Raw genomic sequence first — 26189 nt, 5'->3', positions numbered from 1 at the left:
TGGCGGGTGAAAGCACCGTGCTTGTATCAAAGCGTTAAGTTCGACCGGATGTCGCAATGCCCCTGCCGGGCAGTCAACTTAATGCCGTAAAGGCCCAAGTCAGGTAGAATGCGCGCCCGCTTTCTGGAGACGACCATGACCTTGCTCAAATTCAGCGATGTGTCCCTTGCATTCGGCGCGATGCCGCTGCTGGACAAAGTGTCCTGGCAGATCGCCCGTGGTGAGCGGGTGTGCATCATCGGCCGCAACGGCACCGGCAAATCGAGCATGCTGCGCCTGGTCAAGGGTGAGCAGAAGGGTGACGACGGCGAAATCTGGCGCGCACCGGGCCTGAAGATCGGCGAACTGCCGCAGGAACTGCCGGTGGCCGACGAGCGCTCGGTATTCGACGTTGTGGCCGCGGGCCTGGACGGCGTCGGCGAACTGCTGGCCGAATACCACCACCTGAGCCAGAACATCCAGGGTGACGAAGACCTGGACAAACTCATGCATGTTCAGCACGAACTGGAGGCCCGCGACGGCTGGCGCCTGCAGCAAGTGGTGGAAAGCACCCTGAGCCGCCTGCAACTGCCGGCCGACAAGACCCTGGCCGAGCTGTCCGGTGGCTGGCGCCGCCGCGTGCTGCTGGCCCAGGCACTGGTGTCCGAGCCGGACCTGCTGCTGCTCGACGAACCAACCAACCACCTGGACATCGGCGCCATCGCCTGGCTGGAAGAAGCCCTCAGCGGCTTCAACGGCGCGGTGCTGTTCATCACCCACGACCGTTCCTTCCTGCAGAACCTGGCCACGCGCATCCTTGAACTGGACCGTGGCGGCCTGATCGACTGGAACGGCGACTACGCCAGCTTCCTGGTGCACAAGGAGGCCGCGCTGGCCGCCGAAGAAACCGCCAACGCGCTGTTCGACAAGCGCCTGGCCCAGGAAGAAGTGTGGATCCGCCAGGGCATCAAGGCCCGCCGTACCCGTAACGAAGGGCGTGTGCGTGCGCTCAAGGCCCTGCGCGTGGAGCGTGGCGAACGCCGCGAGCGCCAAGGCAAGGCGAACATCCAGATCGAGGCTGCGGAAAAGTCCGGCAAGCAGGTGATGGTGCTGGAGAATGTCAGCTTTGCCCACCCTGGCGGGCCAAAGCTGGTGAATGATTTCTCCATGGTGCTGCAGCGTGAGGACCGCATCGGCCTGCTGGGCGCCAACGGCACCGGCAAGACCACCTTGCTCAAGCTGATGCTCGGCGACCTGGAGCCGACGGCCGGCAAGGTCGACCGTGGCACCAAGCTGGAAGTGGCCTATTTCGACCAGATGCGCCACGCGCTGGACCTGGAAAAGACCGTCATCGACAACCTGGCCGAAGGCCGCGATTTTATCGAGATCGATGGCCAGAACCGCCATGTGCTGAGCTACCTGGGCGACTTCCTGTTCAGCCCGCAGCGCGCCCGCACGCCGGTCAAGGCACTGTCGGGTGGCGAACGTGCGCGCCTGCTGCTGGCCAAGCTGTTCAGCAAGCCGGCCAACCTGCTGGTGCTGGACGAACCGACCAACGACCTCGACGTCGAAACCCTCGAGCTGCTCGAAGAAGTGCTGTCGAACTACAAAGGCACCGTGCTGATGGTCAGCCACGACCGGGCCTTCCTCGACAACGTGGTCACCAGCACCCTGGTGTTCGAAGGGCAGGGCAAGGTCCGCGAGTACGTGGGCGGCTATGAAGACTGGATTCGCCAGGGTGGCTCGCCGAAGCTGCTGGGCGTGACCGAGAGCAAGGGCGGCAAGTCCGAACTCAACAGTGCGGTGGTCGAGAAGCCGGTGGAGCAGGCGGCGCCTGCGCCGGTTGCAGCGGCGGCTGATACTTCGAAGAAGAAACTCAGCTACAAGCTGCAGCGTGAGCTGGAGATGTTGCCTGGGCAGATCGATGAGGTGGAGCAGCGCATGGCGGTGGTGCAGGAAGAGGTGAGTTCACCTGCTTTCTATCAGCGGCCGATTGCCGAGACCTCGGCGGTACTGGCCAAGCTGGAGGCCCTGCAGGGCGAGCTGGATGCGCTGGTGGAGCGGTGGGCTGAGCTGGAAGGTTAAGCAGGTCTGGCCTCATCGCGGATAAATCCGCTCCTACACAAACGTCTGTAGGAGCGGATTTATCCGCGATGCGCCATTACAGGCTAGATCATTCTTTCTTCTGCAACCGCACCGCCAGCACGTCACACGGTGCCCCGTGCAGCACGTCATTGGCTGTCGAGCCCAGCAGCAATGCCAACCCGTGCCGCCCATGGCTACCCACCACGATCAGGTCGCATTTCTGCTCCTTGGCCAACTGGTGAATTTCCTGTCGCGGCTGGCCGTAGGTCAGGTGCGAATCGCCGCGATTGATGTCGGGGTATTTGGTGAACAGGCGGTCCATGCGCTCCTTGGCCTGGTCGAACTGTTGCTGTTGCAGTTGCGACAGGTCCATCGGCACGTCACCGCCAAAGGCCATGGCCATGGGCTCGACGATGTGCACCAGCGAGACCTTGGCACCCGAAGCCACGGCGATTGCCTTGGCACGCTTGATCACCGGGTCGCATTCTTCGGTCAGGTCGACGGCGACCAGAAGATGTTCATAGGACATGTGCAGTACTCCTGACAATCGCGATAGTAGAAGTATGGTCGCATTCGGGCAGGTCTTCCGTGAAACATGAGTAACCCGCTCATTTGCAACGCTTTATGGGAACTACAGATATGACGGTATGGCTGGTGGTGTCAATCCTTGCGCTGATTCTCAGCCCGCTGTCGTGGCTGAAGCTGTCGCGCAAACAGGGCCAGCAGATGACCCTGCGCCTGGCCGCGCGGCGCATGGGCCTGGCCATGCAACTGGCGCCCCAGCAGTGGCCGCACTGGTTCGAGGTGGCGCCGCCCAGCCCGTGCCCGCAGTACCACCGGGCACGGCGCGCTGGCCAGCAAGACACCTGGTGCTACTGGCAGGTCACCCCGGGCGTGTGGTGGAACCAATGGAAAGAAGTGTGCGAAGAGCCCCGCCTGGCTGAGGTGTTCGCCCGCTTGCCGCCTACCGTCTACAAGGTTGAAGCGGACAGCCGCATGCTTGCCCTGTACTGGAACGAGCGCGGCGATGAATCTGTATTGCAGGATATTGCCCACGCCTTCGATACCCTCGCTTAAGCCCCTCCACAACGACAAAGCGGCAACCTGTTGACTCCCCTGAAGGGGTGGGGACAGGTTGCCGCTTTGCGTTCCGCAGGGCGGAAAAGGCCAGGCAGGCCGGGAAAATTTTCGTTGCAGTCGCAGTGTAGTTTGGGGTTTGAGGGAAGGTCAAAAAATTTTCGGTGTATGCCTTGAGATGGTTGTCGCCCGAGAGATCGAGCGCCGCCCGCGCGGCGCATCGCGGATAAATCCGCTCCTACAGTGGCAAACTCGGTTCTGCTAGCAACGACTGTAGGAGCGGATTTATCCGCGATGCGCCGCAGGGCGGCGCCCAAACTCCCGAGGCTGGCCCCCTCCATATAGCCAATCGCTGACATGAATGGACGGTAATCACTGTCATCATTCATCGCACCCTGCCGTTGCAAAGTGACCGCAAAGTCGCGTTTTCATGGTGCTTGCGAGCATTTGACAACGCCGATCTTTTCGGAGAATGTGTGCATACCCAAATCAAACGGGCGTATGAATTGAGCGTTTGTATGTCACAAGCCTCATACAGAATCCCGACTAGCGCGCTGACGGGTGTGCCTGGGGCAAACAGCCAAGCCTGCATTGCCCGCAGCGATCGGCGTGTACAGTTCAGCTTCCATATCGTGGAGATCAGTTGATGATTTACGAAGGTAAAGCCATCACGGTTAAGGCTCTTGAAAGCGGCATCGTCGAACTGAAGTTCGACCTCAAGGGTGAGTCCGTCAACAAGTTCAATCGCCTGACCCTGGACGAGCTGCGCCAGGCCGTCGATGCCATCAAGGCCGACGCCTCGGTGAAAGGTGTGATCGTCAGCAGTGGCAAGGACGTGTTCATCGTCGGCGCCGACATCACCGAGTTCGTCGACAACTTCAAGCTGCCCGAGGCCGAACTGGTTGCCGGCAACCTGGAAGCCAACCGCATCTTCAACGCCTTCGAAGACCTCGAAGTGCCGACCGTGGCGGCCATCAACGGCATCGCCCTGGGTGGCGGCCTTGAAATGTGCCTGGCAGCGGATTACCGCATCATGGCCAACACCGCCAAGATCGGCCTGCCGGAAGTCAAGCTGGGCATCTACCCGGGCTTCGGCGGTACCGTGCGCCTGCCGCGCCTGATCGGTTCGGACAACGCCATCGAGTGGATTGCCGCCGGTAAAGAAAACCGTGCCGAAGACGCCCTGAAAGTGGGTGCCGTCGACGCCGTTGTCGCCCCGGAGCTGCTGCAGGCCGGCGCCCTGGACCTGATCAAGCGCGCCATCAGCGGCGAGCTGGACTACAAGGCCAAGCGCCAGCCCAAGCTGGAAAAGCTCAAGCTCAACGCCATCGAACAGATGATGGCCTTCGAAACCGCCAAGGGCTTCGTCGCTGGCCAGGCTGGCCCGAACTACCCGGCGCCGGTCGAAGCCATCAAGACCATTCAGAAAGCCGCCAACGCTGGCCGCGAGAAAGCGCTGGAAATCGAGGCTGCAGGCTTTGCCAAACTGGCTAAAACCTCGGTTGCCGAGAGCCTGATCGGCCTGTTCCTGAACGATCAGGAACTCAAGCGCAAAGCCAAGAAACACGACGAAATCGCCCTGGACGTGAAGCAGGCCGCCGTGCTCGGCGCCGGCATCATGGGTGGCGGTATCGCCTATCAGTCGGCGGTCAAAGGCACCCCGATCCTGATGAAGGATATCCGCGAAGAAGCCATCCAGCTGGGCCTGAACGAAGCCTCCAAGCTGCTCGGCAACCGCGTCGACAAAGGCCGCCTGACCCCGGCTAAAATGGCCGAGGCGCTCAACGCCATTCGCCCGACCCTGTCGTATGGCGACTTCGCCAACGTCGACATCGTGGTCGAGGCCGTGGTCGAGAACCCGAAGGTCAAGCAGGCCGTGCTGGCTGAAGTGGAAGGCCAGGTGAAGGAAGACGCAATCCTTGCTTCCAACACCTCGACCATCTCCATCAACCTGCTGGCCAAGGCCCTCAAGCGCCCGGAAAACTTCGTCGGCATGCACTTCTTCAACCCGGTGCACATGATGCCGCTGGTGGAAGTGATCCGTGGCGAGAAGTCCAGCGAAGTGGCCGTTGCCACCACCGTGGCCTACGCCAAGAAAATGGGCAAGAACCCGATCGTGGTCAACGACTGCCCGGGCTTCCTGGTTAACCGCGTGCTGTTCCCGTACTTTGGCGGCTTCGCCAAGCTGGTGAGCGCTGGCGTCGACTTCGTGCGCATCGACAAGGTCATGGAGAAGTTTGGCTGGCCGATGGGCCCGGCCTACCTGATGGACGTTGTCGGCATCGACACCGGCCACCATGGCCGTGACGTGATGGCCGAAGGCTTCCCGGACCGCATGCAGGACGAGCGCCGCTCTGCCGTCGACGCGCTGTACGAGGCCAACCGCCTGGGCCAGAAGAACGGCAAGGGCTTCTACGCCTACGAAACCGACAAGCGCGGCAAGCCGAAGAAAGTCATCGATGCCACCGTGCATGACGTGCTCAAGCCCATCGTGTTCGAGCAGCGTGAAGTTACCGACGAAGACATCATCAACTGGATGATGGTCCCGTTGTGCCTGGAAACCGTGCGTTGCCTGGAAGACGGCATCGTCGAAACCGCGGCCGAGGCCGACATGGGCCTGGTCTACGGCATTGGTTTCCCTCCGTTCCGTGGCGGCGCGCTGCGTTACATCGATTCCATCGGGGTTGCCGAGTTCGTCGCATTGGCCGACCAGTATGCCGACCTGGGGCCGCTGTACCACCCCACTGCGAAGCTGCGCGAAATGGCCAAGAACGGCCAGCGCTTCTTCAACTGAGCGCCCAACGAGCTAGAGCGAGAATATTGATATGAGCCTGAATCCAAGAGACGTGGTGATTGTCGACTTCGGTCGCACGCCGATGGGCCGCTCCAAGGGTGGCATGCACCGCAATACCCGCGCCGAAGACATGTCGGCGCACCTGATCAGCAAGCTGCTCGAGCGCAACGACAAGGTCGACCCCAAAGAGGTCGAGGACGTGATCTGGGGCTGCGTCAACCAGACCCTGGAGCAGGGCTGGAACATCGCCCGCATGGCGTCGCTGATGACCCAGATCCCGCACACCTCGGCGGCGCAAACCGTCAGCCGCCTGTGCGGCTCGTCCATGAGCGCGCTGCACACCGCTGCCCAGGCGATCATGACCGGTAACGGCGATGTATTCGTGGTCGGTGGCGTCGAGCACATGGGCCATGTGAGCATGATGCACGGCGTGGACCCTAACCCGCATCTGTCGCTGCACGCCGCCAAGGCGTCTGGCATGATGGGCCTGACCGCCGAAATGCTCGGCAAGATGCACGGCATCACCCGTGAGCAACAGGACCTGTTCGGCCTGCGTTCGCACCAGCTCGCCCACAAGGCAACGCTAGAAGGCAAGTTCAAGGACGAAATCATCCCCATGCAGGGGTATGACGAGAACGGCTTCCTGAAGGTGTTCGACTTCGACGAAACCATTCGCCCGGAAACCACCCTCGAAGGCCTGGCGTCGCTCAAGCCGGCGTTCAACCCGAAAGGGGGTACCGTCACCGCCGGTACTTCGTCGCAGATCACCGACGGCGCGTCGTGCATGATCGTCATGTCCGGCCAGCGTGCAATGGACCTGGGCATCCAGCCGTTGGCGGTGATCCGCTCGATGGCGGTAGCAGGCGTGGACCCGGCAATCATGGGCTACGGCCCGGTGCCGTCGACCCAGAAAGCCCTCAAGCGCGCAGGCCTGACCATGGCCGATATCGACTTCATCGAGCTCAACGAAGCCTTCGCTGCACAGGCCCTGCCGGTGCTGAAAGATCTGAAAGTGCTCGACAAGATGGATGAGAAGGTTAACCTGCACGGCGGCGCCATTGCCTTGGGCCACCCGTTCGGTTGCTCCGGGGCGCGGATTTCCGGCACCCTGCTCAACGTCATGAAGCAAAATGGCGGTACCTTGGGTGTCGCCACCATGTGCGTCGGCTTGGGCCAGGGTATTACCACTGTCTTCGAACGCGTCTGATCGCGTTGCAAGGCAGCAGCCGGGGCCCAGTGCCCCGGTTTTTGTTTTTTACAGGTTAGGGTTCAAGAGGGAAGGCAACATGCAGATACAACCAGGCGTTTACCGGCATTACAAAGGGCCTGAGTACCGTGTCTTCAGTGTTGCACGGCATTCCGAAACGGAAGAGTGGATGGTGTTCTACCAGTGCCTGTATGGTGATTACAGCTTCTGGGTAAGGCCACTTTCGATGTTCAAGGAGTCCGTCGAGGTTGACGGCGAGCAGGTGCCACGCTTTGCTTTGGTCAAGGCCGAAGAAGGGCTGCCCGGGCTGTCAGGCAAATCGCACGTGTGACAGGCCGCGCTTGACCTCACTCTTTTGCCACTATATATAGCGGTGCCGCGTCTGGCACCTGACGCGTTTTTCATCTTCAGATTCAGGAATACTCCGATCCATGGGCAAATCGCTGGTCATTGTGGAATCCCCGGCCAAGGCCAAGACCATCAACAAGTACCTGGGCAACCAGTACGTGGTGAAGTCGAGTATCGGCCATATCCGAGACCTCCCCACCAGCGGTTCGGCCAGCGCCAGCAAAGAACCTGCTGCCAAGCGCGGCAAGGCTGCGGGTGAGGCACCGGCCCTGTCGCCGAAAGAAAAGGCCCGTCGCCAGCTGGTGGCGCGCATGGGTGTGGACCCGGACCACGGCTGGAAGGCCAAGTACGAGATCCTGCCCGGCAAGGAAAAGGTGATCGAAGAGCTGCGCCGCCTGGCCAAGGATGCCGACACCATCTATCTCGCAACCGACTTGGATCGCGAAGGGGAAGCCATTGCCTGGCACCTGCGCGAAGCCATCGGGGGTGACGACGCCCGCTACAAGCGCGTGGTGTTCAACGAAATTACCAAAAAGGCCATCCAGGACGCGTTCTCCCAGCCGGGCGAGCTGGACATCGACCGGGTCAACGCCCAGCAGGCCCGCCGCTTCCTCGATCGCGTGGTGGGTTACATGGTCTCGCCACTGTTGTGGGCCAAGATCGCCCGCGGCCTGTCGGCCGGCCGTGTGCAGTCGGTGGCGGTGAAGCTGGTGGTTGAGCGTGAGCGCGAAATCCGCGCGTTCAACCCGGAAGAATACTGGGAAGTGCACGCCGACCTCGGCACCGCCAAAAGCGCCAAGGTGCGGTTCGAAGTGGCGCGCGAGAAGGGCGAGGCCTTCAAGCCGCTGAACGAAGCCCAGGCCATGGCGGCGCTGGAAAAGCTCAAATCGTCCAGCTACAGCGTGGTCAAGCGCGAAGATCGCCCGACCAGCAGCAAGCCGTCGGCACCGTTCATCACCTCCACCCTGCAGCAGGCAGCGAGCAACCGCCTGGGCTTCGGGGTGAAGAAGACCATGATGATGGCCCAGCGCTTGTACGAAGCCGGCTACATCACTTACATGCGTACCGACTCGACCAACCTGTCGGCCGATGCGCTGGGCATGGCCCGCGAGTACATCGAGCGCGAGTTCGGCAAGCAGTACCTGCCTGAAGCGCCAGTGGTGTACGGCAGCAAGGAGGGCGCCCAGGAGGCGCACGAGGCGATTCGCCCCTCCGACGTCAACACCCACCCGACCAAGCTCAGCGGCATGGAGCGTGATGCCGAGCGCCTGTACGAACTGATCTGGCGCCAGTTCCTGGCTTGCCAGATGCCGCCGGCGCAATACCTGTCCACCAGCGTGACCGTGGCGGCGGGTGACTTCGAGCTACGTGCCAAAGGCCGCATCCTCAAGTTCGACGGTTACACCCGTGTGCTGCCACAGCAGAGCAAGCCGGGCGAAGACGACGTGCTGCCGGAAATGGCCCAGGGTGAAAGCCTCAAGCTGATCCAGCTCGACCCGAGCCAGCACTTCACCAAGCCACCGGCTCGCTTCACCGAAGCCAGCCTGGTCAAGGAAATGGAAAAGCGCGGTATTGGCCGCCCGTCGACCTATGCGGCGATCATTTCCACCATCCAGGACCGTGGCTACGTAACCCTGCACAACCGCCGCTTCTACTCCGAAAAAATGGGCGACATCGTTACCGAGCGGTTGTCCGAGAGTTTCTCCAACCTGATGGACTACGGCTTTACCGCCGGGATGGAAGAGAACCTCGATGACGTGGCCCAGGGCGAGCGCGACTGGAAGCATGTGCTGGACGAGTTCTACGGCGACTTCAGCAAGAAGCTGCTGACCGCCGAGTCGGCCGAGAACGGCATGCGTGCCAACCAGCCGACCATGACCAACATTCCGTGCAAGGAATGTGGCCGGCCGATGATGATCCGTACCGCGTCCACGGGCGTGTTCCTGGGCTGCTCGGGCTACAGCCTGCCGCCGAAAGAGCGTTGCAAGGCCACCGTCAACCTGGTGCCGGGCGATGAAATTGCCGCGGACGACGAGGGTGAGTCCGAGTCGCTGGTGTTGCGTGGCAAGCACCGTTGCCCGATTTGCGCGACCGCGATGGATGCCTACCTGCTGGATGAAAAGCACAAGCTGCACATCTGCGGTAACAACCCGGATTGTGCCGGTTACGAGATCGAAGAGGGCAGTTACCGCATCAAGGGTTACGAAGGGCCGAGCCTGGAGTGCGACAAATGCGGCAGCGAGATGCAGTTGAAGACTGGCCGTTTCGGCAAGTTCTTCGGGTGCACCAACGCGGCATGCAAGAACACCCGCAAGCTGCTCAAGAGCGGCGAGGCGGCGGAACCGAAGATGGACAAGGTGGAAATGCCGGAGCTCAAGTGCGAGAAGGTTGACGACACCTACGTGTTGCGCGACGGCGCTTCGGGGTTGTTCCTGGCGGCCAGCCAGTTCCCGAAAAACCGCGAAACCCGTGCGCCGCTGGTGCTGGAGATCGTGCCGCACAAGCACGAGATCGATCCGAAGTACCACTTCCTGTGCGAAGCCCCACAAAAAGACCCGGACGGCCGCCCGGCGGTGATCCGCTACAGCCGCAAGACCAAGGAGCAGTACGTGCAGTCCGAGGTGGACGGCAAGCCGACGGGGTGGAAGGCGTTTTACGACGGCAATGCGTGGAAGGTTGAAGACAAGCGCTGATTTGCCAGTGCTGTGATTGGGGCCGCTTTGCGGCCCATCGCGGATAAATCCGCTCCTACAAGCCGGCGTCGACTGTAGGAGCGGATTTTATCCGCGATGGGCCGCAAAGCGGCCCCAATCATTTATGATTCGGACATCCGCCTTGCAGCTCATGGGAGGTCATCTGAAATGGCCCAGGAACTCTACACCCGCACCAACCAGAAACTCTTCTTCGCCGGCCTGGCCCTCGAATCCATGGCCAAAGCCGAACAAAGCCAGGCCATGAACGCCCAGGGCCTGGTCCAGGCCGAGCGCGAGGCAGCACTGTTCCACCTCTACGGCGCGCTGCTGGGCCTGTGCCATGAAATCGGTGGCTTCTATCGCCTGCCCGTGGTGAGTTCAGTTGAGCAAGCCCTCGCCGATGACGCGCTAAACAACATCGCCATCCCCGAAGTGGCCGAAATGCTCGAACTGGTCCGCCAGCGCGAAACCTGGCTGGCGCAACTGGTCAGCGCTTATGCCGATTTGTTCCGACCACCTGTCGCGAAAAAGGCGCCGAAAACCGACGTCACCCAGCCCCTGATTCAAGCCGTCAATCTCGACGAGCCCGAGCAGCCCGCGCTGTCGCGACAAGAGTTGGAAGCCTGGAGAAATAACCTCAAAGGCCTGGTGAGACGTTTCCGTGACGCGTTGAGTGAGTGCTGATGCGCGCCATGGCTGGTACAATGCTGGCCTTTCGTGGAGAACAGCCCTATATGTCTACGTCGTTTCTGGAAATTGTCGAGTTGCCCGATGGCCGCATCGAACTGCGTCGCGCCGAGGATGAAGGCTCCCTGGTAACCCTGGATTTCTCGGAAGACGCCAAGGCGTTCCTGCAGGGTCAGCACGTTGAAGTGGCCAAGGCCATGCTCAGTGTCGGTGTGCAAATGGCCGGCCGCCTTGTTGAAGGCGAGCTCGAGCGCGACGAAGGGCCGCGCGTGCTGCACTAAGGCATCAGTTTTTTAAGTGGCAGGCAAAGCCTGAACATCAGCCGAGGCGGATGTTCAGGCTTTGTGCATTTCCGGTGCTGGCGGCGCGCACCAGCTGTTGGCGTGCCGCGGCATTGACGTTGCCCAGCCAGCTCACCACGGTGTGGCTGCGGCCAAGGCGCAAGGCCTCGCAGGCAAGTTGCAGGGCGCTCTGGCTGCCGCTGGGTTGCAGCAGCAGGATGCGTTCGCGGTTGAGGCCGGCATCACGCAGCCAGGCCTGTGTCAGGCTGGCGGGCGGGGCGATCAGGGTTAACCAGCGGGCCTCTTGCTCTTCGCTCAGCTCGCGCAGCACTGGGGCCAGCAGGCTTTGGCAATGTTCGGGGGCGCCACGCAGCGACAGTTCGCTGAACAGCTCCGGCTGGCTGCTCTTGCGCGGTTGTGCGCTGGCCTTCAGGCCTGGCAGTACCGGCTGGGCGAGGAAAGCTTCGAACAGCGGAAGCTGAACCTGTTGATGTGCTTGGGTGAACTGCTGCATGACGCCTCCTGGATCAGCGGCGAATTACGCCGACACTCAAACCCTCGATCACCAGCTCCTGTTCTTTCAGGTCGACTTCGATGGGGGCGAACTCGGGGTTTTCGGCGATGAGCCAGACCTTGCTGCCTTCGCGCTTGAAGCGCTTGACGGTCACCTCGTCACCGATACGGGCGACGACGATCTGGCCGTTGCGGGCCTCGCGGCAGGTGTGCACTGCCAGCAGGTCGCCGTCGAAGATGCCGACGTCCTTCATGCTCATGCCGTGTACGCGCAACAGATAGTCGGCAGGAGGGTGGAAGAAGGTGGGATTGATGTTGCAAGATTGCTCGATGTGCTGCTCGGCGAGGATCGGCGCACCCGCTGCAACCCGGCCAATGATTGGCAGGCCGCTTTCGTCAGGCTTGGCTTCGACGCCCGGGATGCGAATGCCGCGCGAAGCGCCCGGGGTCATCTCGATGGCGCCTTTGCGCGCCAGGGCCTTGAGGTGCTCCTCGGCGGCGTTGGGCGACTTGAAGCCCAGCTCCTGAGCGATTTCGGCGCGCGTTGGCGGGAAGCCGTTGTCTTCCAGGCAACGTTTGATGAAAGCCAGGATTTCGGCTTGGCGTGGCGTCAGTTTCAACATGGCGTGCGCTCTGTCTTTTTATACAGTGACTGGGATTATATACAGTACTGGATGCGCTGCAAGCGCTGATCGACAATAAAAAGCCATCATCGACGCATCTTGTCGCTTGCAGCCGGCAACTTGGCGCTTTTAAATGGCGACCGCCCGGTCACCGAACCTTGACAGAAGCAGGGCTGAAACGTATGTTTCAAACACCTGTTTGTCTGGCGGAGTAGTCATGGCCCAATCGGAAACCGTTGAACGCATTCTCGATGCTGCCGAGCAGCTGTTCGCGGAAAGAGGGTTTGCTGAAACCTCGTTGCGGCTGATTACCAGCAAGGCCGGTGTCAACCTGGCTGCGGTCAACTATCACTTCGGCTCCAAGAAGGCGCTGATTCAGGCTGTGTTCTCACGGTTCCTCGGGCCGTTCTGTGCCAGCCTCGAGCGCGAGCTGGAGCGCCGCCAGGCCAAGCCTGAACAAAAGCCTACGCTCGAAGAGCTGCTGGAGATGCTGGTGGAGCAGGCGCTGGCCGTACAGCCACGCAGCAATAACGACCTCTCGATTTTCATGCGCCTGCTGGGTTTGGCCTTCAGCCAGAGCCAGGGCCACCTGCGGCGTTACCTGGAGGACATGTACGGCAAGGTGTTCCGCCGCTACATGCTGCTGGTCAACGAAGCCGCCCCGCGCATTCCGCCGCTTGAGCTGTTCTGGCGTGTGCACTTCATGCTGGGTGCCGCTGCATTCAGCATGTCCGGCATCAAGGCGCTGCGGGCAATTGCCGAGACCGACTTTGGCATCAACACCTCGATCGAACAGGTGATGCGCCTGATGGTGCCATTCCTGGCGGCGGGCATGCGTGCCGACAGTGGCGTTACCGACGCGGCCATGGCCAGCGCCCAGCTGCGCCCGCGCAGCAAGTCGGGCAGCGCCACCGCCAAGGCCTGAAGGCTGGGCGGGGCAGGGCGCTTCGGCTAAGCTAGCGCCCTTGCCTGTAATCAAGGATTCGCTATGACCGCCAGCCTGCAAGGCTCCCTGATGGTGGATATCGCCGGCCACTGGCTGACCGCCGAGGACCGCCACCTCCTGCGCCAGCCGGAAGTGGCCGGCCTGATCATCTTCGCCCGCAACATCGACAGCCCGCGCCAGGTGCGCGAGCTGTGTGCATCCATTCGTGCCATCCGGCCGGACCTCATTCTTGCTGTCGACCAGGAAGGCGGGCGCGTTCAGCGCCTGCGCCAGGGCTTTGTGCGCCTGCCGGCCATGCGCGCCATCGCTGACAACGCCAACGCCGAGTACCTGGCCGAGCAGTGCGGCTGGCTGATGGCCACCGAGGTGCTGGCGGTTGGCCTGGACCTCAGCTTCGCGCCGGTGCTCGACCTGGATCACCAGCGCAGCGCCGTGGTGGGCAGCCGTGCGTTCGAGGGTAACCCCGAGCGCGCCACGCAGTTGGCCGGCGCCTTCATTCGCGGCATGAACGCCGCGGGCATGGCTGCCTGTGGCAAACATTTCCCGGGCCATGGCTGGGCCGAAGCTGACTCGCACGTGGCCATCCCGGTGGACGAGCGCAACCTTGATCAATTGCGCCAGGCCGACCTAGTGCCCTTCACCCGCCTGAGCGGGCAGTTGGCGGCGGTGATGCCGGCGCATGTGATCTACCCGCAGGTCGACAATCAGCCCGCTGGTTTCTCCCGCCGCTGGTTGCAGGGCATTTTGCGCGGCGAGCTGGGCTTTGACGGGGTGATCTTCAGTGATGACCTGTCCATGGCCGGGGCGCATGTGGTGGGTGATGCGGCCAATCGCATCGAGGCAGCGTTGAGCGCGGGTTGTGACATGGGCCTGGTGTGCAATGACCGGGCGGCTGCTGAGCTGGCGCTGAGCGCGGCACAGCGGTTGAAGGTATCGCCATCGCCGCGCATTGCGCGGATGCGGGGGCAGGGCTTTGCCAGCACGGATTACCGTGCGCAGCCGCGGTGGCTGGAGGCGTTGGGGGCGTTGAAAGAGGCGCAGTTGGTGGATTGAAGATCAAGCGCCGCTGGCGCGGCGCATCGCGGATAAATCCGCTCCTACAGGATTGCACACGGCTTGTAGGAGCGGATTTATCCGCGATGCGCCGCGCCAGCGGCGCTCGATCTGGCAGGCAAACGCTGAAGGCATGCGCCCTGGGAAACAATCACCGCCCACGCTTCCCCGGCAGCGGCGCAAACAGCGCTTCAATCTCCTCATCCCCCAGCCGCCACTGCCCGGCCTGCCCGCCGTCCAGCAAACTCGCCGCCAGCGCCGCTTTCTCTTGCTGCAACTGCTGGATCTTCTCTTCAACCGTCCCGCGCGTGATCAGCTTGAACACGAACACCGGCTTGTCCTGCCCAATACGGTAGGCACGGTCGGTCGCCTGGTTTTCGCTGGCCGGGTTCCACCAGGGGTCGAAGTGGATCACCGTATCGGCCGCCGTCAGGTTCAGGCCCGTGCCACCGGCCTTGAGGCTGATCAGGAACACTTCGCTGTCACCTTGCTGGAACGCTTTCACCGGTGCCCGCCTGTCGCGGGTGTCGCCGGTCAGCAGGCTGTAACGGACCCCGCGCTTTTCCAGTTCCTGCTCGATCAGTGCCAGCATCGAGGTGAACTGCGAGAACAGCAGCACCCGGCGGCCTTCGCCAAGCAGCTCTTCGAGCATTTCCAGCAGCGCGCCCAGCTTGCCTTTGTCGGCCTGGTTGCCTTTGGTTTCCACGCCTTTGACCAGGCGCAGGTCGCAACACACCTGGCGCAGCTTGAGCAGGGCGTCGAGGATCACGATCTGGCTGCGCGCGGCCCCGTTGCGGGCAATTTCGTCGCGCACTTTCTTGTCCATGGCCACCCGCACGGCTTCGTAGGTGTCACGCTGGGCGTCGCTCAGGTCTACCCAGTACACCATTTCGGTCTTGGCCGGCAGGTCGGTGGCCACCTGTTCCTTGGTGCGTCGCAGCAGGAACGGGCGGATGCGGCTCACCAGATGGGCCAGCCGCTCACTGTCGCCATGACGTTCAATGGGGGTGCGGTATTCCTGGGTGAAGCGCTTGCTGTCGCCCAGCCAGCCGGGCATCAGGAAGTGGAAGATTGACCACAGCTCGCCCAGGTTGTTTTCCATCGGGGTGCCGGTCAGGCAGATGCGCTGGTTGGCAGTCAGTTCGCACACAGCGAGTGCTGCCTTGCTGGTACTGCTTTTGATGTTCTGCGCCTCGTCCAGCACCAGCACGCTCCAGGGTTGGGCGCGCAGGTGCTCAAGGTCGCGTGGCACCAGGGCGTAGGTGGTCAGCACCAGGTCGTATTCATGCAGCTTGGCGAAGTGCTTGCTGCGGGCGGGGCCGTGCAAGGCCAGCACGCGCAGGTCGGGGGCAAAGCGCTGGGCTTCGTCCAGCCAGTTGGGCACCAGGCTGGTGGGCATCACGGCCAGGGCCGGGTGGGCCAGGTTACCGGTCTGTTTTTCCAGCAGCAGGTGGGCGAGGGTTTGCAGGGTTTTGCCCAGGCCCATGTCATCACCCAGAATCCCGCCGGTGCCCATTTCGCGCAGGGCCTGCAGCCAGTTAAGGCCTTGTTGCTGGTAGGGGCGCAAGGTGGCGTTGAGGGCGGTGGGCGGCGCAACCTGCAGGTCGCGGGCATCGCGCAGGCGGCGGCCGAGGTCGCGCAGGTGCTCGCCGCCTTCCCAGTGCAGCGGCAGGTGGTCGATGTCGTTAAGGCGTGCCGCGTCGGCGCGGTCCATGCGCAGCGCAGGGCCTGCGGCATCTTCGTGCAGGTACAGTTCGCCCAGGGTGCCCATCACCGCCTTGATGCGGCCGTAGGGCAGGGCGACGCGCAAGGCCGGGGCATCCTGGCGCCCGCGGTTAAGGTCGATCAGCAGGTGTTCGTCATCGCTGCGCCGGGCCAGTTCGCTGGGGCGCAGCAGCTCCGGGTTGCTGCGCAGCAACTGCAGAACGATGGGCAGCAGGCTGTGACGCTGGCCCTCGACCACGATGCCCAGCTCCAGGTCGAACCATTCGTGGCCGGGCGATTCGTCGATGCTGGCGTACCAGTCGTCGACCTCTTGCAGATTGAAGGCAAAGTCGCGATGGATGTCGATTTCCCAGCCAGCTTCACGCAACTGCGCCAAACCATCGCGGGCAAAGCGCAGCCAGGCTTCGTCGTCCGGCAACTGGAGCATGTCGCCGGCGCTGTCGGGCAGTGCCTTGCTCTGCCGGGTGGCGGGCTTGAAGCCCAGGTCACGCAAGGTCTTGCGCAGCGCCTGCTCAGCCTGTGGCTGGCGGCGGATGCGCTGGCTGGTGCTGCCCACCAGGCGGGCCAGGGGCTTTTCATCGTTGCCGATGGCACGCATGCCGTCGTAATCGAACGACAAGGCGGCGCGGTGCTGCATCTGGCGCTGCATGCGCCCGGTCTTGGGCATGTAGGCGCTGAATTCGAGGCTGCCGAGGGTGAGGTGCGGCTTGGGCGGGATATCGTTGATGAGCTGTTCGTCCAAGGTCGTCGGTGTCGGCAGTTGGTGGTTCAGGGCGTTGAGCTTGTGGCTGAGGGGGACGATCAGGTGTTCCGGCACGTCGGGCGCCAGTGTCAATTGCAGGGCAATGTGGGGGTCAAGACCATGGTTGACCTTGCCTATCTCGCTGGTCAGGAAGTCGAAATAGTAAAGCGGCAGTAATCCAATCACGCAGCGCAGGTGCTCATCACCGTGATACCACAGGCCGCGATAGTTGCCGTCGTCCTGGCGCACCCAGCGAAACTCGGCAGTGCGGGCGGCACCTTCACGCAGCAGGGGCATGGCTTCGTCGAACATCATGCGCCCGGTTTCCACGGCGCGCTGCAGCAATTCGCCGCCTTCCTGGCCCTTGAGGGGGTAGCCGCGGTCCTGGCCGCCGCTCTGGTTCTGCGCCGAGAGCAGGCGCAGGATGCGCAGGTCCTGCTCTTTGACGAAGCGTGGGGGCTCGTACAGCAACTCATACAGCGACTGCACGCGGCTGTAACGTATCCCGTTTTCCTCGCGCGTGCCTTTGCGTACCAACAGGGCGCAGCCGGGGCCATCGGTCAATTTCAGCTGATAGCAGACCATGCGCCCACGCTTGTCTTCGGTATCGCCAGGCGCTGGCGCAGGTTGTTGCAGGCCATTGAGCCAGTGCTGCAGGTCGGCGGGCAGCGCATCGTCCGAGTCGGTATCGGCTTTGCACAGGTGGTATAACGCAGCGGCGCAGTGTTTGCAGTTCTGCCCGACCGGGCAGGTGCACAACCCACGCACGTGACAGCGGCCGCCAGCCTGGCTCAGGCTGATGCTTTGTTGGTAGACGTTGCCCTGCGAACCCCGGCAACTGGACTCCACGAACGGCCCGCGGCACGACTCGATCACCACCCTGCCTTCCTCGGCGTAGCGCGCGGCGCGTTGCAGGAATGCCGTGTTGAAAGACCTTGTCCAACTGGAGTTCTCGCGCAGCAGTTGGGGCGCGTCGCGGCTCATTGCGTTACTGCTCCATCATCTCCGGGTCCATCACCGGCATCTTCGGTGCACCCTGCTCCGTCACTTTCAGCAGCACTGCCAGGTGCCCGCCATCCAGGAAGGTCAGCTGGCCGCGTTTCATGTTGCTGTTGCTCTGCTTGAACTGCTCGCTTTGCAGCACGTTGCCGTTGCCGTCGAGCTGGTTGAGCCAGAAATTGGCTTCCACGGCAATGAAGCGGCCCTCGGTGATGCTCAGGTTGCCCTCGATGGGGAAGTGGCCGAACCGTTCGTCACCGTCGCCCAGGGCGATACGGCTTGGTTCACTGCCAACCTGCTGCTGCCAGGCCTTGTGCATCAGCACGGTGTAGTTCGGGGTGGCCTGCAGGCGGGTCACTTCATCTTCCAGCGCCACGCGGCGCTCGGCGTTTTTCTCCAGGCGCGGGGCGCCGGCGCTCCAGTCTTCCGGGGCGAACGGGCTGGTGACGGCCGGCACGGCATTTTGCCGTACCAGGATCATTTCCACCTGATACATCCCTTCGGCAAAGGCGGCCGGCGCAAACAGCGCCAGCAGCAGGGTCAGGCAACGGATGGCACGCATGGGTCTTCCTCAAGCAGGCTGTGGGGTCAGGCGCTCGAACAGCGCCTCCAGGGTGTTGAAGCGTTCGTCGGGGCGTTCCATCGGCACCAGGAAGCGGAACTGGGTCGCGCCTTCGAACTTGTAACGTTTGGGCTGGCCCTGGATCAGCTTGATCAAGGTCAGCGGGTCGACCGGGGTTTCGGCCTCGAACTCCAGCTTGCCGCCGTTGGGGCCGGCATCGACTTTCTTGATGCCGAGCTTTTCCGCGTGCAGCTTGAGCTGGGTCAGGCGCATGAGGTTCTTGGTCGGCTCGGGCAGCAGGCCGAAGCGGTCGATCATTTCTACCTGCAGGTCTTTGAGGCCTTCTTCGTCGGCTGCCGAGGCGATGCGTTTGTAGAGGATCAGGCGTGCGTGCACATCGGGCAGGTAGTCCTCGGGGATCAGCGCCGGCAGGCGCAGGTTGATCTCCGGGCCGCCGCCCAGCGGTTGCTCAAGGTTCGGTTGGGTGCCCTTGCGGATGGCCTTGACCGCCCGTTCGAGCATTTCCATGTACAGGGTAAAGCCCACCGCCTGGATCTGGCCGCTCTGGCCTTCGCCCAGCAGCTCGCCCGCGCCACGGATTTCCAGGTCGTTGGTGGCCAGCACAAAGCCTGCGCCCAGGTCCTGGGTGTTGGCGATGGCTTCCAGGCGCTTTTCGGCATCGGCGCTGATCTGCTGGCGCGGTGGCGTCAGCAGGTAGGCGTAGGCCTGGTGGTGGCTGCGGCCAACCCGGCCACGCAGCTGGTGCAGCTGGGCCAGGCCGAACTTGTCGGCACGCTCGATGACGATGGTGTTGGCGCTGGGCACGTCGATGCCGGTTTCGATGATGGTCGAGGCGATCAGCACGTTGAAGCGCTTGTGGTAGAAGTCGCTCATCACCTGTTCCAGCTCGCGCTCGCGCATCTGCCCGTGGCCGATGCCGATGCGCGCTTCCGGTACCAGTTCGGCGAGGTCGGCGGCGCATTTTTCGATGGTTTTCACATCGTTGTGCAGGTAGTACACCTGGCCGCCGCGCAGCAGCTCACGCAGCAGGGCCTCTTTGACCGTGCTCTTGTTCTGCTCCATGACGAAGGTGCGCACCGACAGCCGGCGCGCCGGCGGGGTGGCGATGATCGACAGGTCGCGCATGCCGGCCACCGCCATGTTGAGCGTGCGCGGAATCGGCGTTGCGGTCAGCGTCAGGATATCCACCTCGCTGCGCAGGGCCTTGAGCTGTTCCTTCTGGCGTACGCCAAAACGGTGCTCTTCGTCGATGATGGCCAGGCCCAGGTCCTTGAAGCGCACGTCGTCCTGCAGCAGCTTGTGGGTGCCGATCAGGATGTCGATCTTGCCTTCGGCCAGCTCCGCGGCGGCGGTTGAAATATCCTTGGCCGACTTGAAGCGGCTCATCACCTCCACGGTCACCGGCCAGTCGGCGAAGCGGTCGCGGAAGCTGTTGTAGTGCTGCTGGGCCAGCAGGGTAGTCGGCACCAGCACCGCCACCTGGCGGCCGCTGTGCACGGCAATGAAGGCCGCGCGCATGGCCACTTCGGTTTTGCCAAAGCCGACGTCGCCACACACCAGGCGGTCCATCGGCTTGGGCGCCAGCATATCCTCGCGCACCGCTTCGATGGCCGCTTGCTGGTCGGGGGTTTCCTCGAACGGGAAGCCGGCACTGAAGGTGGCGTAATCGGCAGTTGGGTCGGCGAAGGCATAGCCCTTGCGGGCGGCGCGGCGGGCATAGATGTCGAGCAGCTCGGCGGCCACGTCGCGCACCTGTTCGGCAGCCTTGCGCTTGGCCTTCTGCCAGGTTTCGGAGCCCAGGCGGTGCAGTGGGGCCAGGGCGTCATCGCTGCCGGTGTAGCGGGCGATCAGGTGCAGGTTGGCCACCGGCACGTACAGCTTGGCGCCCTCGGCGTATTCCAGGGTCAGGAACTCGGCGGCCTGGCCGTCGATTTCCAGCGTGGCCAGGCCCAGGTAGCGGCCCACGCCATGGTCGATGTGCACCACCGGCGCGCCTTCGCGCAGCTCGGTGAGGTTTTTGATGACCGCGTCGTTGGCCGCCTCGCCGCGCTTCTCGCGGCGTCGGCGCTGCATCACGCGCTGGCCGAACAGCGGGCTTTCGGCCACCAGGGCAATGGCCGGGTTGTCGAGCACCAGGCCGTCGTCGAGCGGGGCGATGGTGATGGCCAGCCGCGCGTTGCCGGTGATGAAGTCGGCCCAGCCTTCGACCGTGTGCGGGCGCAGCTTCAGGCGCTCGAGCAGCTCCAGCAGCACCTCGCGCCGGCCGGCGGATTCGGCGGTGAACAGCACGCGGCCCTGGAACTGGTCGAGGAACTCGGCCAGTGCGGCCAGTGGCTGGTTGGCCTTGGCCTCGATGGCCAGGTTGGGCAGGGCGCGGGCCGGGAAGCGCTCGCGGCCCACGCCGGGCTCCAGATCGTCGGCGCTCACCACCACCCGTGGCCATTGCTTGAGCTGGGCGAAGCAGTCTTCTACCGGCAGGAACAATTCCGCGGGTGGCAGCAGCGGGCGGCTCAGGTCGCCACGGCGCTCTTCATAGCGCCCGCGCACGTCGTTCCAGAAGTGCTCGGCGGCCTGTTCCACGCCCGGCAACGAGAACACCTGCGTGTCGCTGGGCAGGTAGTCGAACAGGGTGGAGGTGTCTTCGAAGAACAGCGGCAGGTAGTACTCGATACCGGCGGGGATGATGCCGCTGGTCAGGTCCTGGAAGATCGCACTGCGGCGGAAGTCCACGTCGAAGCGCTCGCGGAAACGGGCCTTGAAGCGCGTTACCTCTTCCTTCTGCATGGGGAACTCGCGCGCCGGCAGCAGGCGGATCGAGTCGACCTTGTCGATGGAGCGCTGGGTCTCCGGGTCGAAGGTGCGCAGGGTTTCGATTTCGTCATCGAACAGGTCGATGCGGTAGGGCAGCTTGCTGCCCATCGGGAACAGGTCGATCAGCGCCCCGCGCACGGCGAATTCGCCATGCTCGTATACGGTGTCGACACACCGGTAGCCGCTGGCTTCCAGGCGTGTGCGCATCTGTTCCACGTCGATGGTCTGGCCCACGTCCAGCACCAGGCTGCTGCCCAGCAAAAAGCGCGTGGGCGCCAGGCGGTGCAGGGCCGTGGTGATCGGCACCACCAAAATGCCGTGGCTCAGCTCGGGCAGCCGGTAAAGGCTGGCGATGCGCTGGGAAATGATGTCCTGATGCGGCGAGAACAGGTCGTAGGGCAGGGTTTCCCAATCCGGGAACGGCAGCACCGGCAGTTCCGGCGCGAAGAACCGCAGCTCTTGTTCCAGACGGTCGGCGGCCTGGCTGTCGGCGGTCAGCAGCAGGGTGAAGCGGCCAGCGTTGCTGGCGGCCTCGGCGATGGCCAGGCTGAGGGCGGCACCGGGCAGGTTGCCCCAGGTTTGTTTGCCGGCCGTGGCCGACATTTGCGGTAGGCGCAGAACTGACACGGGAGATTGCACTCCAAGCGTTGCGGCAAAGAGATCGATTGTACCGGTGCGGCTGCCTGCTGTCAGGCTCGGAAAGGGCGTGAGCACAGGCTTTGGCTGCAGCGACAGGCGCTCATTGCCGGTTACGCGTCGGGGCGTCATAATGTAGCCCCTTTTTTCTACCCCTACATGTGGAAGGTTCCCGTGACTCAGAAGCCCGACCAGTGTCTTGGTGAGTGGATTGATCGTGAAGCTCTTGCTGAAGCGATGATCCCGCTTATCGGTCAGCTCTACCGCAACAACAACGTGGTGAGCTCGATTTATGGCCGCAGCCTGATCAACCGTTCGGTTATCTCGATCCTCAAAGCCCACCGCTTTGCGCGTCACCGTCAAACCGACGAGACCGAACTGTCCGTCCACGAGACATTCCCCCTGCTCAAGGCCATGAGCGAGCTGAAACTGGGCGCCGCTTCGGTCGACCTGGGCAAGCTGGCCAACAAGTTCAAGCAGGAAGGCAACGGCCGCACTGCCGAGCAGTTCGTACGTGAAGAGCTGGCCGACGTGGTTGGCCAGCAGAACGCTTCGGCGCGCAAAGGCACCGACGTTGTGCTGTACGGCTTCGGCCGCATCGGCCGCCTGCTGGCGCGCATCCTGATCGAAAAAACCGGTGGTGGCGACGGCCTGCGCCTGCGTGCCATCGTTGTGCGCAAAGGCGCCGAAAACGACCTGGTCAAGCGCGCCAGCCTGCTGCGTCGTGACTCGGTGCACGGCCCGTTCGATGGCACCATCACCATCGATGAAGCCAACAACACCCTGACCGCCAACGGCAACCTGATCCAGATCATCTACGCCAAGAGCCCGAGCGAAGTCGACTACACCCAGTACGGCATCGAGAATGCCCTGATCGTCGACAACACCGGTGTATGGCGTGACGCTGATGGCCTGGGCCAGCACCTGGCCTGCCCGGGCGCTGCCCGCGTGATCCTCACCGCACCTGGCAAGGGCGCGCTGAAGAACATCGTGCACGGCATCAACCACGGCGACATCGCGGCCGATGACAAGATCATCTCGGCGGCGTCCTGCACCACCAACGCCATCGTGCCGGTGCTCAAGGCCATCAACGACCAGTACGGCATCGTCAACGGCCACGTCGAAACCGTTCACTCGTTCACCAACGACCAGAACCTGATCGACAACTTCCACAAGGGCAGCCGTCGTGGCCGCGCCGCGCCGCTGAACATGGTCATCACCGAAACCGGTGCTGCCACTGCTGCCGCCAAGGCACTGCCAGTGCTCAAGGGCAAGCTGACCGGCAACGCGATTCGCGTACCGACGCCGAACGTGTCCATGGCCATCCTCAACCTGAACCTCGAGAAGGCCACCAGCCGCGACGAGATCAACGAGTACCTGCGCCAGACCGCCATGCACTCCGAACTGCACAAGCAGATCGACTACGTAAGCTCGCAGGAAGTGGTTTCGACCGACTTCGTCGGCTCGCGCCACGCCGGAGTGGTTGACGCCGAAGCGACCATCGCCAACGATAACCGCGTTGTCCTGTACGTTTGGTACGACAACGAGTTCGGTTACAGCTGCCAGGTGGTTCGCGTGATGGAAGACATGGCCGGTGTGAACCCGCCAGCGTTTCCACGCTGATACGCTTGTAAAGTGTTGAAGAAACGGGAACCTTCGGGTTCCCGTTTTTTTTGCCCGGCATTTGTGATGTCTGTGCGGGCCCCATCGCGGATAAATCCGCTCCTACACCTACCCTTGTAGGAGCGGATTTATCCGCGATGAGGCCGCACAGGCAACCGAGACCCCATCCCCTTGCGCAAAACTCTGCTACCCATCCTCATGCTCCTCACCGCCTGCAACCAGGGCCCCACCCTGGAGCGCCTGGGCGGCCCGACCATGGGCAGCAGCTACAGCATCCAGTACGTGCGCGAACCCGGCGGCCCGGCACCGGCCCAGGTGCAAGCCGCAGTCGAAACCATCCTCCAGAACATCGACCAGCACTATTCCACCTACCGCGACGACTCCACCGTCAGCCAGTTCAACCAGCTCCCCGCCAACCAGTGCCTGGCCCTGCCGCCCGATATGCTTGAACTGGTCACCCTCGGCCAGCACCTGTCCGACATGAGTGATGGCGCCTTCGACCTTACCGTCGAACCATTGCTCGACCTCTGGGGCTTCGGCCCGCAAGCGCGCGAAGAACACGTGCCTGACCCGCAAGCCCTGGCCCAGGCCCGCCAGCGCGTGGGCTACCAGCACCTGCGCATCGACGGCCAGGCCTTGTGCAAGGACGCCCCGGTGCAACTGGACTTCAACAGCATTGCCGCCGGCCATGCCGTCGACCTGATCGCCGAGCGCCTGCGCGCCATGGGCGTGGCCAGTTTCGTGGCCGAAGCTACGGGTGAACTCAAGGCGGTGGGCCACAAACCCGACGGCAGCCCCTGGCGCATTGCCGTGGAATTGCCCCGCGAAGACCGCCAGGTCGCCCGGCAAATCTTCCCGGTCGATGGCCTGGCCGTTTCGACCTCGGGTGACTATCGCCACTATTTCGAGCAGAATGGCCGGCGCTATTCGCACACCTTCGATGCCCGCCTCGGGCGCCCGGTGCAGCACGACCTGGCGGCAGTGACGGTGCTTGACCGTTCCGCACTGCTGGCTGATGGCTATTCGACCCTGTTGCTGATCCTTGGGCCGCAAGCGGGCTGGGATTTTGCCGTGGCCCACGAACTGGCGGCGGTATTGGTGACTCGGGCCGAGGGTGGCTTCGTCTCCCGAGCTACGCCCGCGTTCGAACGGGCGGTGAAAGGCGAGTGAAAGCGCAGGCAGGGATGATCGCCACCAGGGAGCTGGTGAACGACATGTAGTGCAGGCAAAGTTGGCCTACGACGCGACCAAGGGTTAATGTGCGCGGCGTTCACGCTTGATTAGACTGCACCCGAATTTTCTCATGGCGCCCCGGCGGCATGATCGAGTCCCGCGGCGACCGTGGCCAGCGGGCCAGTTCTGAAGGAGTACGCATGGCTGTCTACAACTACGACGTAGTGGTGCTGGGTTCCGGCCCGGCAGGGGAAGGTGCGGCAATGAACGCCGCCAAAGCAGGGCGCAAGGTGGCGATGGTCGACAGCCGTCGCCAGGTCGGGGGCAACTGCACCCACCTGGGCACTATCCCGTCCAAGGCACTGCGTCACTCGGTGCGGCAGATCATGCAGTTCAACACCAACCCGATGTTCCGGGCCATTGGCGAGCCGCGCTGGTTCTCGTTCCCGGATGTGCTCAAAAGCGCCGAGAAGGTGATTTCCAAGCAGGTGGCCTCGCGCACCGGCTACTACGCCCGCAACCGCGTTGACGTGTTCTTCGGCACCGGCAGCTTCGCCGACGAGCAAACCGTCGAAGTGGTGTGCCCCAACGGCGTGGTGGAAAAACTCAACGCCAAGCACATCATCATTGCCACCGGTTCGCGCCCGTACCGCCCGGCCGACATCGACTTCCATCACCCGCGCGTCTACGACAGCGACACCATCCTCAGCCTGAGCCACACCCCGCGCAAGCTGATCGTCTATGGTGCCGGCGTGATCGGTTGCGAATACGCCTCGATCTTCAGCGGCCTCGGCGTGCTGGTGGAGCTGGTCGACAACCGTGGCCAGCTGCTGAGCTTCCTGGACTCGGAAATTTCCCAGGCCCTGAGCTACCACTTCAGCAACAACAACATCACCGTACGCCACAACGAGGAGTACGAGCGGGTTGAGGGGCTGGAGAACGGGGTGATCCTGCACCTGAAGTCAGGCAAGAAGATCAAGGCCGACGCCTTGCTGTGGTGCAACGGCCGTACCGGCAACACCGACCAGCTGGGCCTGGAAAACATCGGCATCAAGGTCAACAGCCGTGGCCAGATCGAGGTCGACGAGGCCTACCGCACCAGCGTGCCGAACATCTACGGTGCAGGTGACGTGATCGGCTGGCCAAGCCTGGCCAGTGCCGCCCACGACCAGGGCCGCTCGGCGGCGGGCAGCATTGTCGACAATGGCAGCTGGCGCTTCGTCAACGACGTGCCGACCGGCATCTACACCATCCCGGAGATCAGCTCGATCGGCAAGAACGAGCAGGAGCTGACCCAGGCCAAGGTGCCGTATGAGGTGGGCAAGGCGTTCTTCAAGAGCATGGCGCGTGCGCAGATTGCCGGCGAGCCGCAAGGCATGCTGAAAATCCTGTTCCACCGTGAAACCCTGGAAATCCTTGGCGTGCACTGCTTCGGCTACCAGGCTTCGGAGATCGTGCACATCGGCCAGGCGATCATGAACCAGCCGGGCGAGCTGAATAACCTGAAGTACTTCGTCAACACCACCTTCAACTACCCGACCATGGCCGAAGCCTATCGGGTAGCTGCCTACGACGGCCTGAACCGGCTTTTTTAAGCGGCTCCGGCCGGTG

The 26189-nt window shown here is 63.1% G+C and carries 19 protein-coding genes; 13 read left to right on the top strand and 6 right to left on the bottom strand.

Annotation, left to right across the window (positions count from 1 at the left end; translation table 11 throughout):
* Positions 1–135 precede the first annotated feature (135 nt).
* Positions 136–2064: an ATP-binding cassette domain-containing protein gene (locus tag PVV54_RS17660; RefSeq protein WP_274906498.1), complete on the top strand. Its 1929-nt coding sequence runs from the start codon at positions 136–138 to the stop codon at positions 2062–2064.
* An 88-nt stretch (positions 2065–2152) separates the two neighbouring features.
* Here the strand turns inward: PVV54_RS17660 and PVV54_RS17655 are convergent, their stop codons facing one another.
* Entirely contained in the window at positions 2153–2593 is a 441-nt protein-coding gene (locus PVV54_RS17655) for a universal stress protein (protein ID WP_274906497.1), read from the bottom strand.
* Between the two features lie 110 nt (positions 2594–2703).
* Between PVV54_RS17655 and PVV54_RS17650 the strand changes: the two genes are divergently transcribed.
* The 7 genes from PVV54_RS17650 to PVV54_RS17620 all read left to right on the top strand — a co-directional run bounded on the left by PVV54_RS17650 (position 2704) and on the right by PVV54_RS17620 (position 11151).
* A complete protein-coding gene (locus PVV54_RS17650; RefSeq protein ID WP_274906496.1) occupies positions 2704–3141 on the top strand; it encodes a hypothetical protein in 438 nt (145 codons plus the stop codon).
* A 646-nt stretch (positions 3142–3787) separates the two neighbouring features.
* A complete protein-coding gene (fadB, locus tag PVV54_RS17645) occupies positions 3788–5935 on the top strand; it encodes a fatty acid oxidation complex subunit alpha FadB (protein WP_274906495.1) in 2148 nt (715 codons plus the stop codon).
* Between the two features lie 31 nt (positions 5936–5966).
* Positions 5967–7142, top strand: a complete 1176-nt coding sequence (gene fadA, locus PVV54_RS17640; RefSeq protein WP_274906494.1) for an acetyl-CoA C-acyltransferase FadA — start codon at positions 5967–5969, stop codon at positions 7140–7142.
* Positions 7143–7221: 79 nt separating this feature from the next.
* Entirely contained in the window at positions 7222–7473 is a 252-nt protein-coding gene (locus PVV54_RS17635; protein ID WP_274906493.1) for a DUF1653 domain-containing protein, read from the top strand.
* A gap of 100 nt (positions 7474–7573) precedes the next feature.
* Positions 7574–10183 carry a type I DNA topoisomerase gene (topA, locus tag PVV54_RS17630; protein ID WP_274906492.1) on the top strand — a complete coding sequence of 870 codons (2610 nt, stop codon included), beginning with the start codon at positions 7574–7576 and terminating at the stop codon, positions 10181–10183.
* A gap of 168 nt (positions 10184–10351) precedes the next feature.
* Entirely contained in the window at positions 10352–10867 is a 516-nt protein-coding gene (locus PVV54_RS17625; RefSeq protein ID WP_274906491.1) for a DUF6586 family protein, read from the top strand.
* 50 nt (positions 10868–10917) lie between these two features.
* Complete coding sequence (locus PVV54_RS17620) at positions 10918–11151, top strand: hypothetical protein (RefSeq protein WP_054883489.1); 234 nt, start codon at positions 10918–10920, stop codon at positions 11149–11151.
* 37 nt (positions 11152–11188) lie between these two features.
* Here PVV54_RS17620 and sulA read toward each other — a convergent pair whose 3' ends face one another.
* Together sulA and lexA are read right to left on the bottom strand one after the other, a co-directional pair.
* Positions 11189–11665, bottom strand: a complete 477-nt coding sequence (sulA, locus tag PVV54_RS17615; protein ID WP_274906490.1) for an SOS-induced cell division inhibitor SulA — start codon at positions 11663–11665, stop codon at positions 11189–11191.
* Positions 11666–11678: 13 nt separating this feature from the next.
* On the bottom strand, positions 11679–12287 hold the full coding sequence (gene lexA, locus PVV54_RS17610; RefSeq protein WP_274906489.1) for a transcriptional repressor LexA: 609 nt from the start codon (positions 12285–12287) through the stop codon (positions 11679–11681).
* Positions 12288–12504: 217 nt separating this feature from the next.
* Here lexA and PVV54_RS17605 point away from each other — a divergent pair, with 217 nt between their 5' ends.
* Positions 12505–13212 (top strand): TetR/AcrR family transcriptional regulator, encoded by a 708-nt coding sequence (locus PVV54_RS17605; protein WP_274906488.1) that lies wholly within the window; start codon positions 12505–12507, stop codon positions 13210–13212.
* Positions 13213–13287: 75 nt separating this feature from the next.
* Entirely contained in the window at positions 13288–14286 is a 999-nt protein-coding gene (gene nagZ / locus PVV54_RS17600) for a beta-N-acetylhexosaminidase (RefSeq protein ID WP_274910455.1), read from the top strand.
* A gap of 151 nt (positions 14287–14437) precedes the next feature.
* On the opposite strand, the gene PVV54_RS17595 is transcribed toward nagZ, so the two are convergent.
* From PVV54_RS17595 to mfd, 3 genes are read right to left on the bottom strand one after another with little or no spacing between them, the layout of a single operon-like run.
* Positions 14438–17737 carry a DEAD/DEAH box helicase gene (locus tag PVV54_RS17595; RefSeq protein ID WP_274906487.1) on the bottom strand — a complete coding sequence of 1100 codons (3300 nt, stop codon included), beginning with the start codon at positions 17735–17737 and terminating at the stop codon, positions 14438–14440.
* Positions 17738–17741: 4 nt separating this feature from the next.
* Entirely contained in the window at positions 17742–18314 is a 573-nt protein-coding gene (locus PVV54_RS17590; protein WP_274906486.1) for a CsiV family protein, read from the bottom strand.
* A gap of 9 nt (positions 18315–18323) precedes the next feature.
* A complete protein-coding gene (gene mfd / locus PVV54_RS17585) occupies positions 18324–21773 on the bottom strand; it encodes a transcription-repair coupling factor (protein WP_274906485.1) in 3450 nt (1149 codons plus the stop codon).
* A 168-nt stretch (positions 21774–21941) separates the two neighbouring features.
* On the opposite strand from mfd, the gene PVV54_RS17580 reads away from it, so the two are divergent.
* The 3 genes from PVV54_RS17580 (at position 21942) to sthA (ending at position 26173) form a co-directional block, all read left to right on the top strand.
* Complete coding sequence (locus PVV54_RS17580) at positions 21942–23405, top strand: glyceraldehyde-3-phosphate dehydrogenase (RefSeq protein ID WP_274906484.1); 1464 nt, start codon at positions 21942–21944, stop codon at positions 23403–23405.
* 171 nt (positions 23406–23576) lie between these two features.
* On the top strand, positions 23577–24575 hold the full coding sequence (locus tag PVV54_RS17575; protein ID WP_274906483.1) for an FAD:protein FMN transferase: 999 nt from the start codon (positions 23577–23579) through the stop codon (positions 24573–24575).
* A gap of 203 nt (positions 24576–24778) precedes the next feature.
* Complete coding sequence (gene sthA / locus PVV54_RS17570; protein ID WP_274906482.1) at positions 24779–26173, top strand: Si-specific NAD(P)(+) transhydrogenase; 1395 nt, start codon at positions 24779–24781, stop codon at positions 26171–26173.
* Positions 26174–26189: the final 16 nt, after the last annotated feature.

It is taken from the genome of Pseudomonas sp. PSKL.D1, from assembly GCF_028898945.1.
Classification (GTDB): domain Bacteria; phylum Pseudomonadota; class Gammaproteobacteria; order Pseudomonadales; family Pseudomonadaceae; genus Aquipseudomonas.
This window is presented reverse-complemented; position numbering and strand designations above follow the sequence as displayed.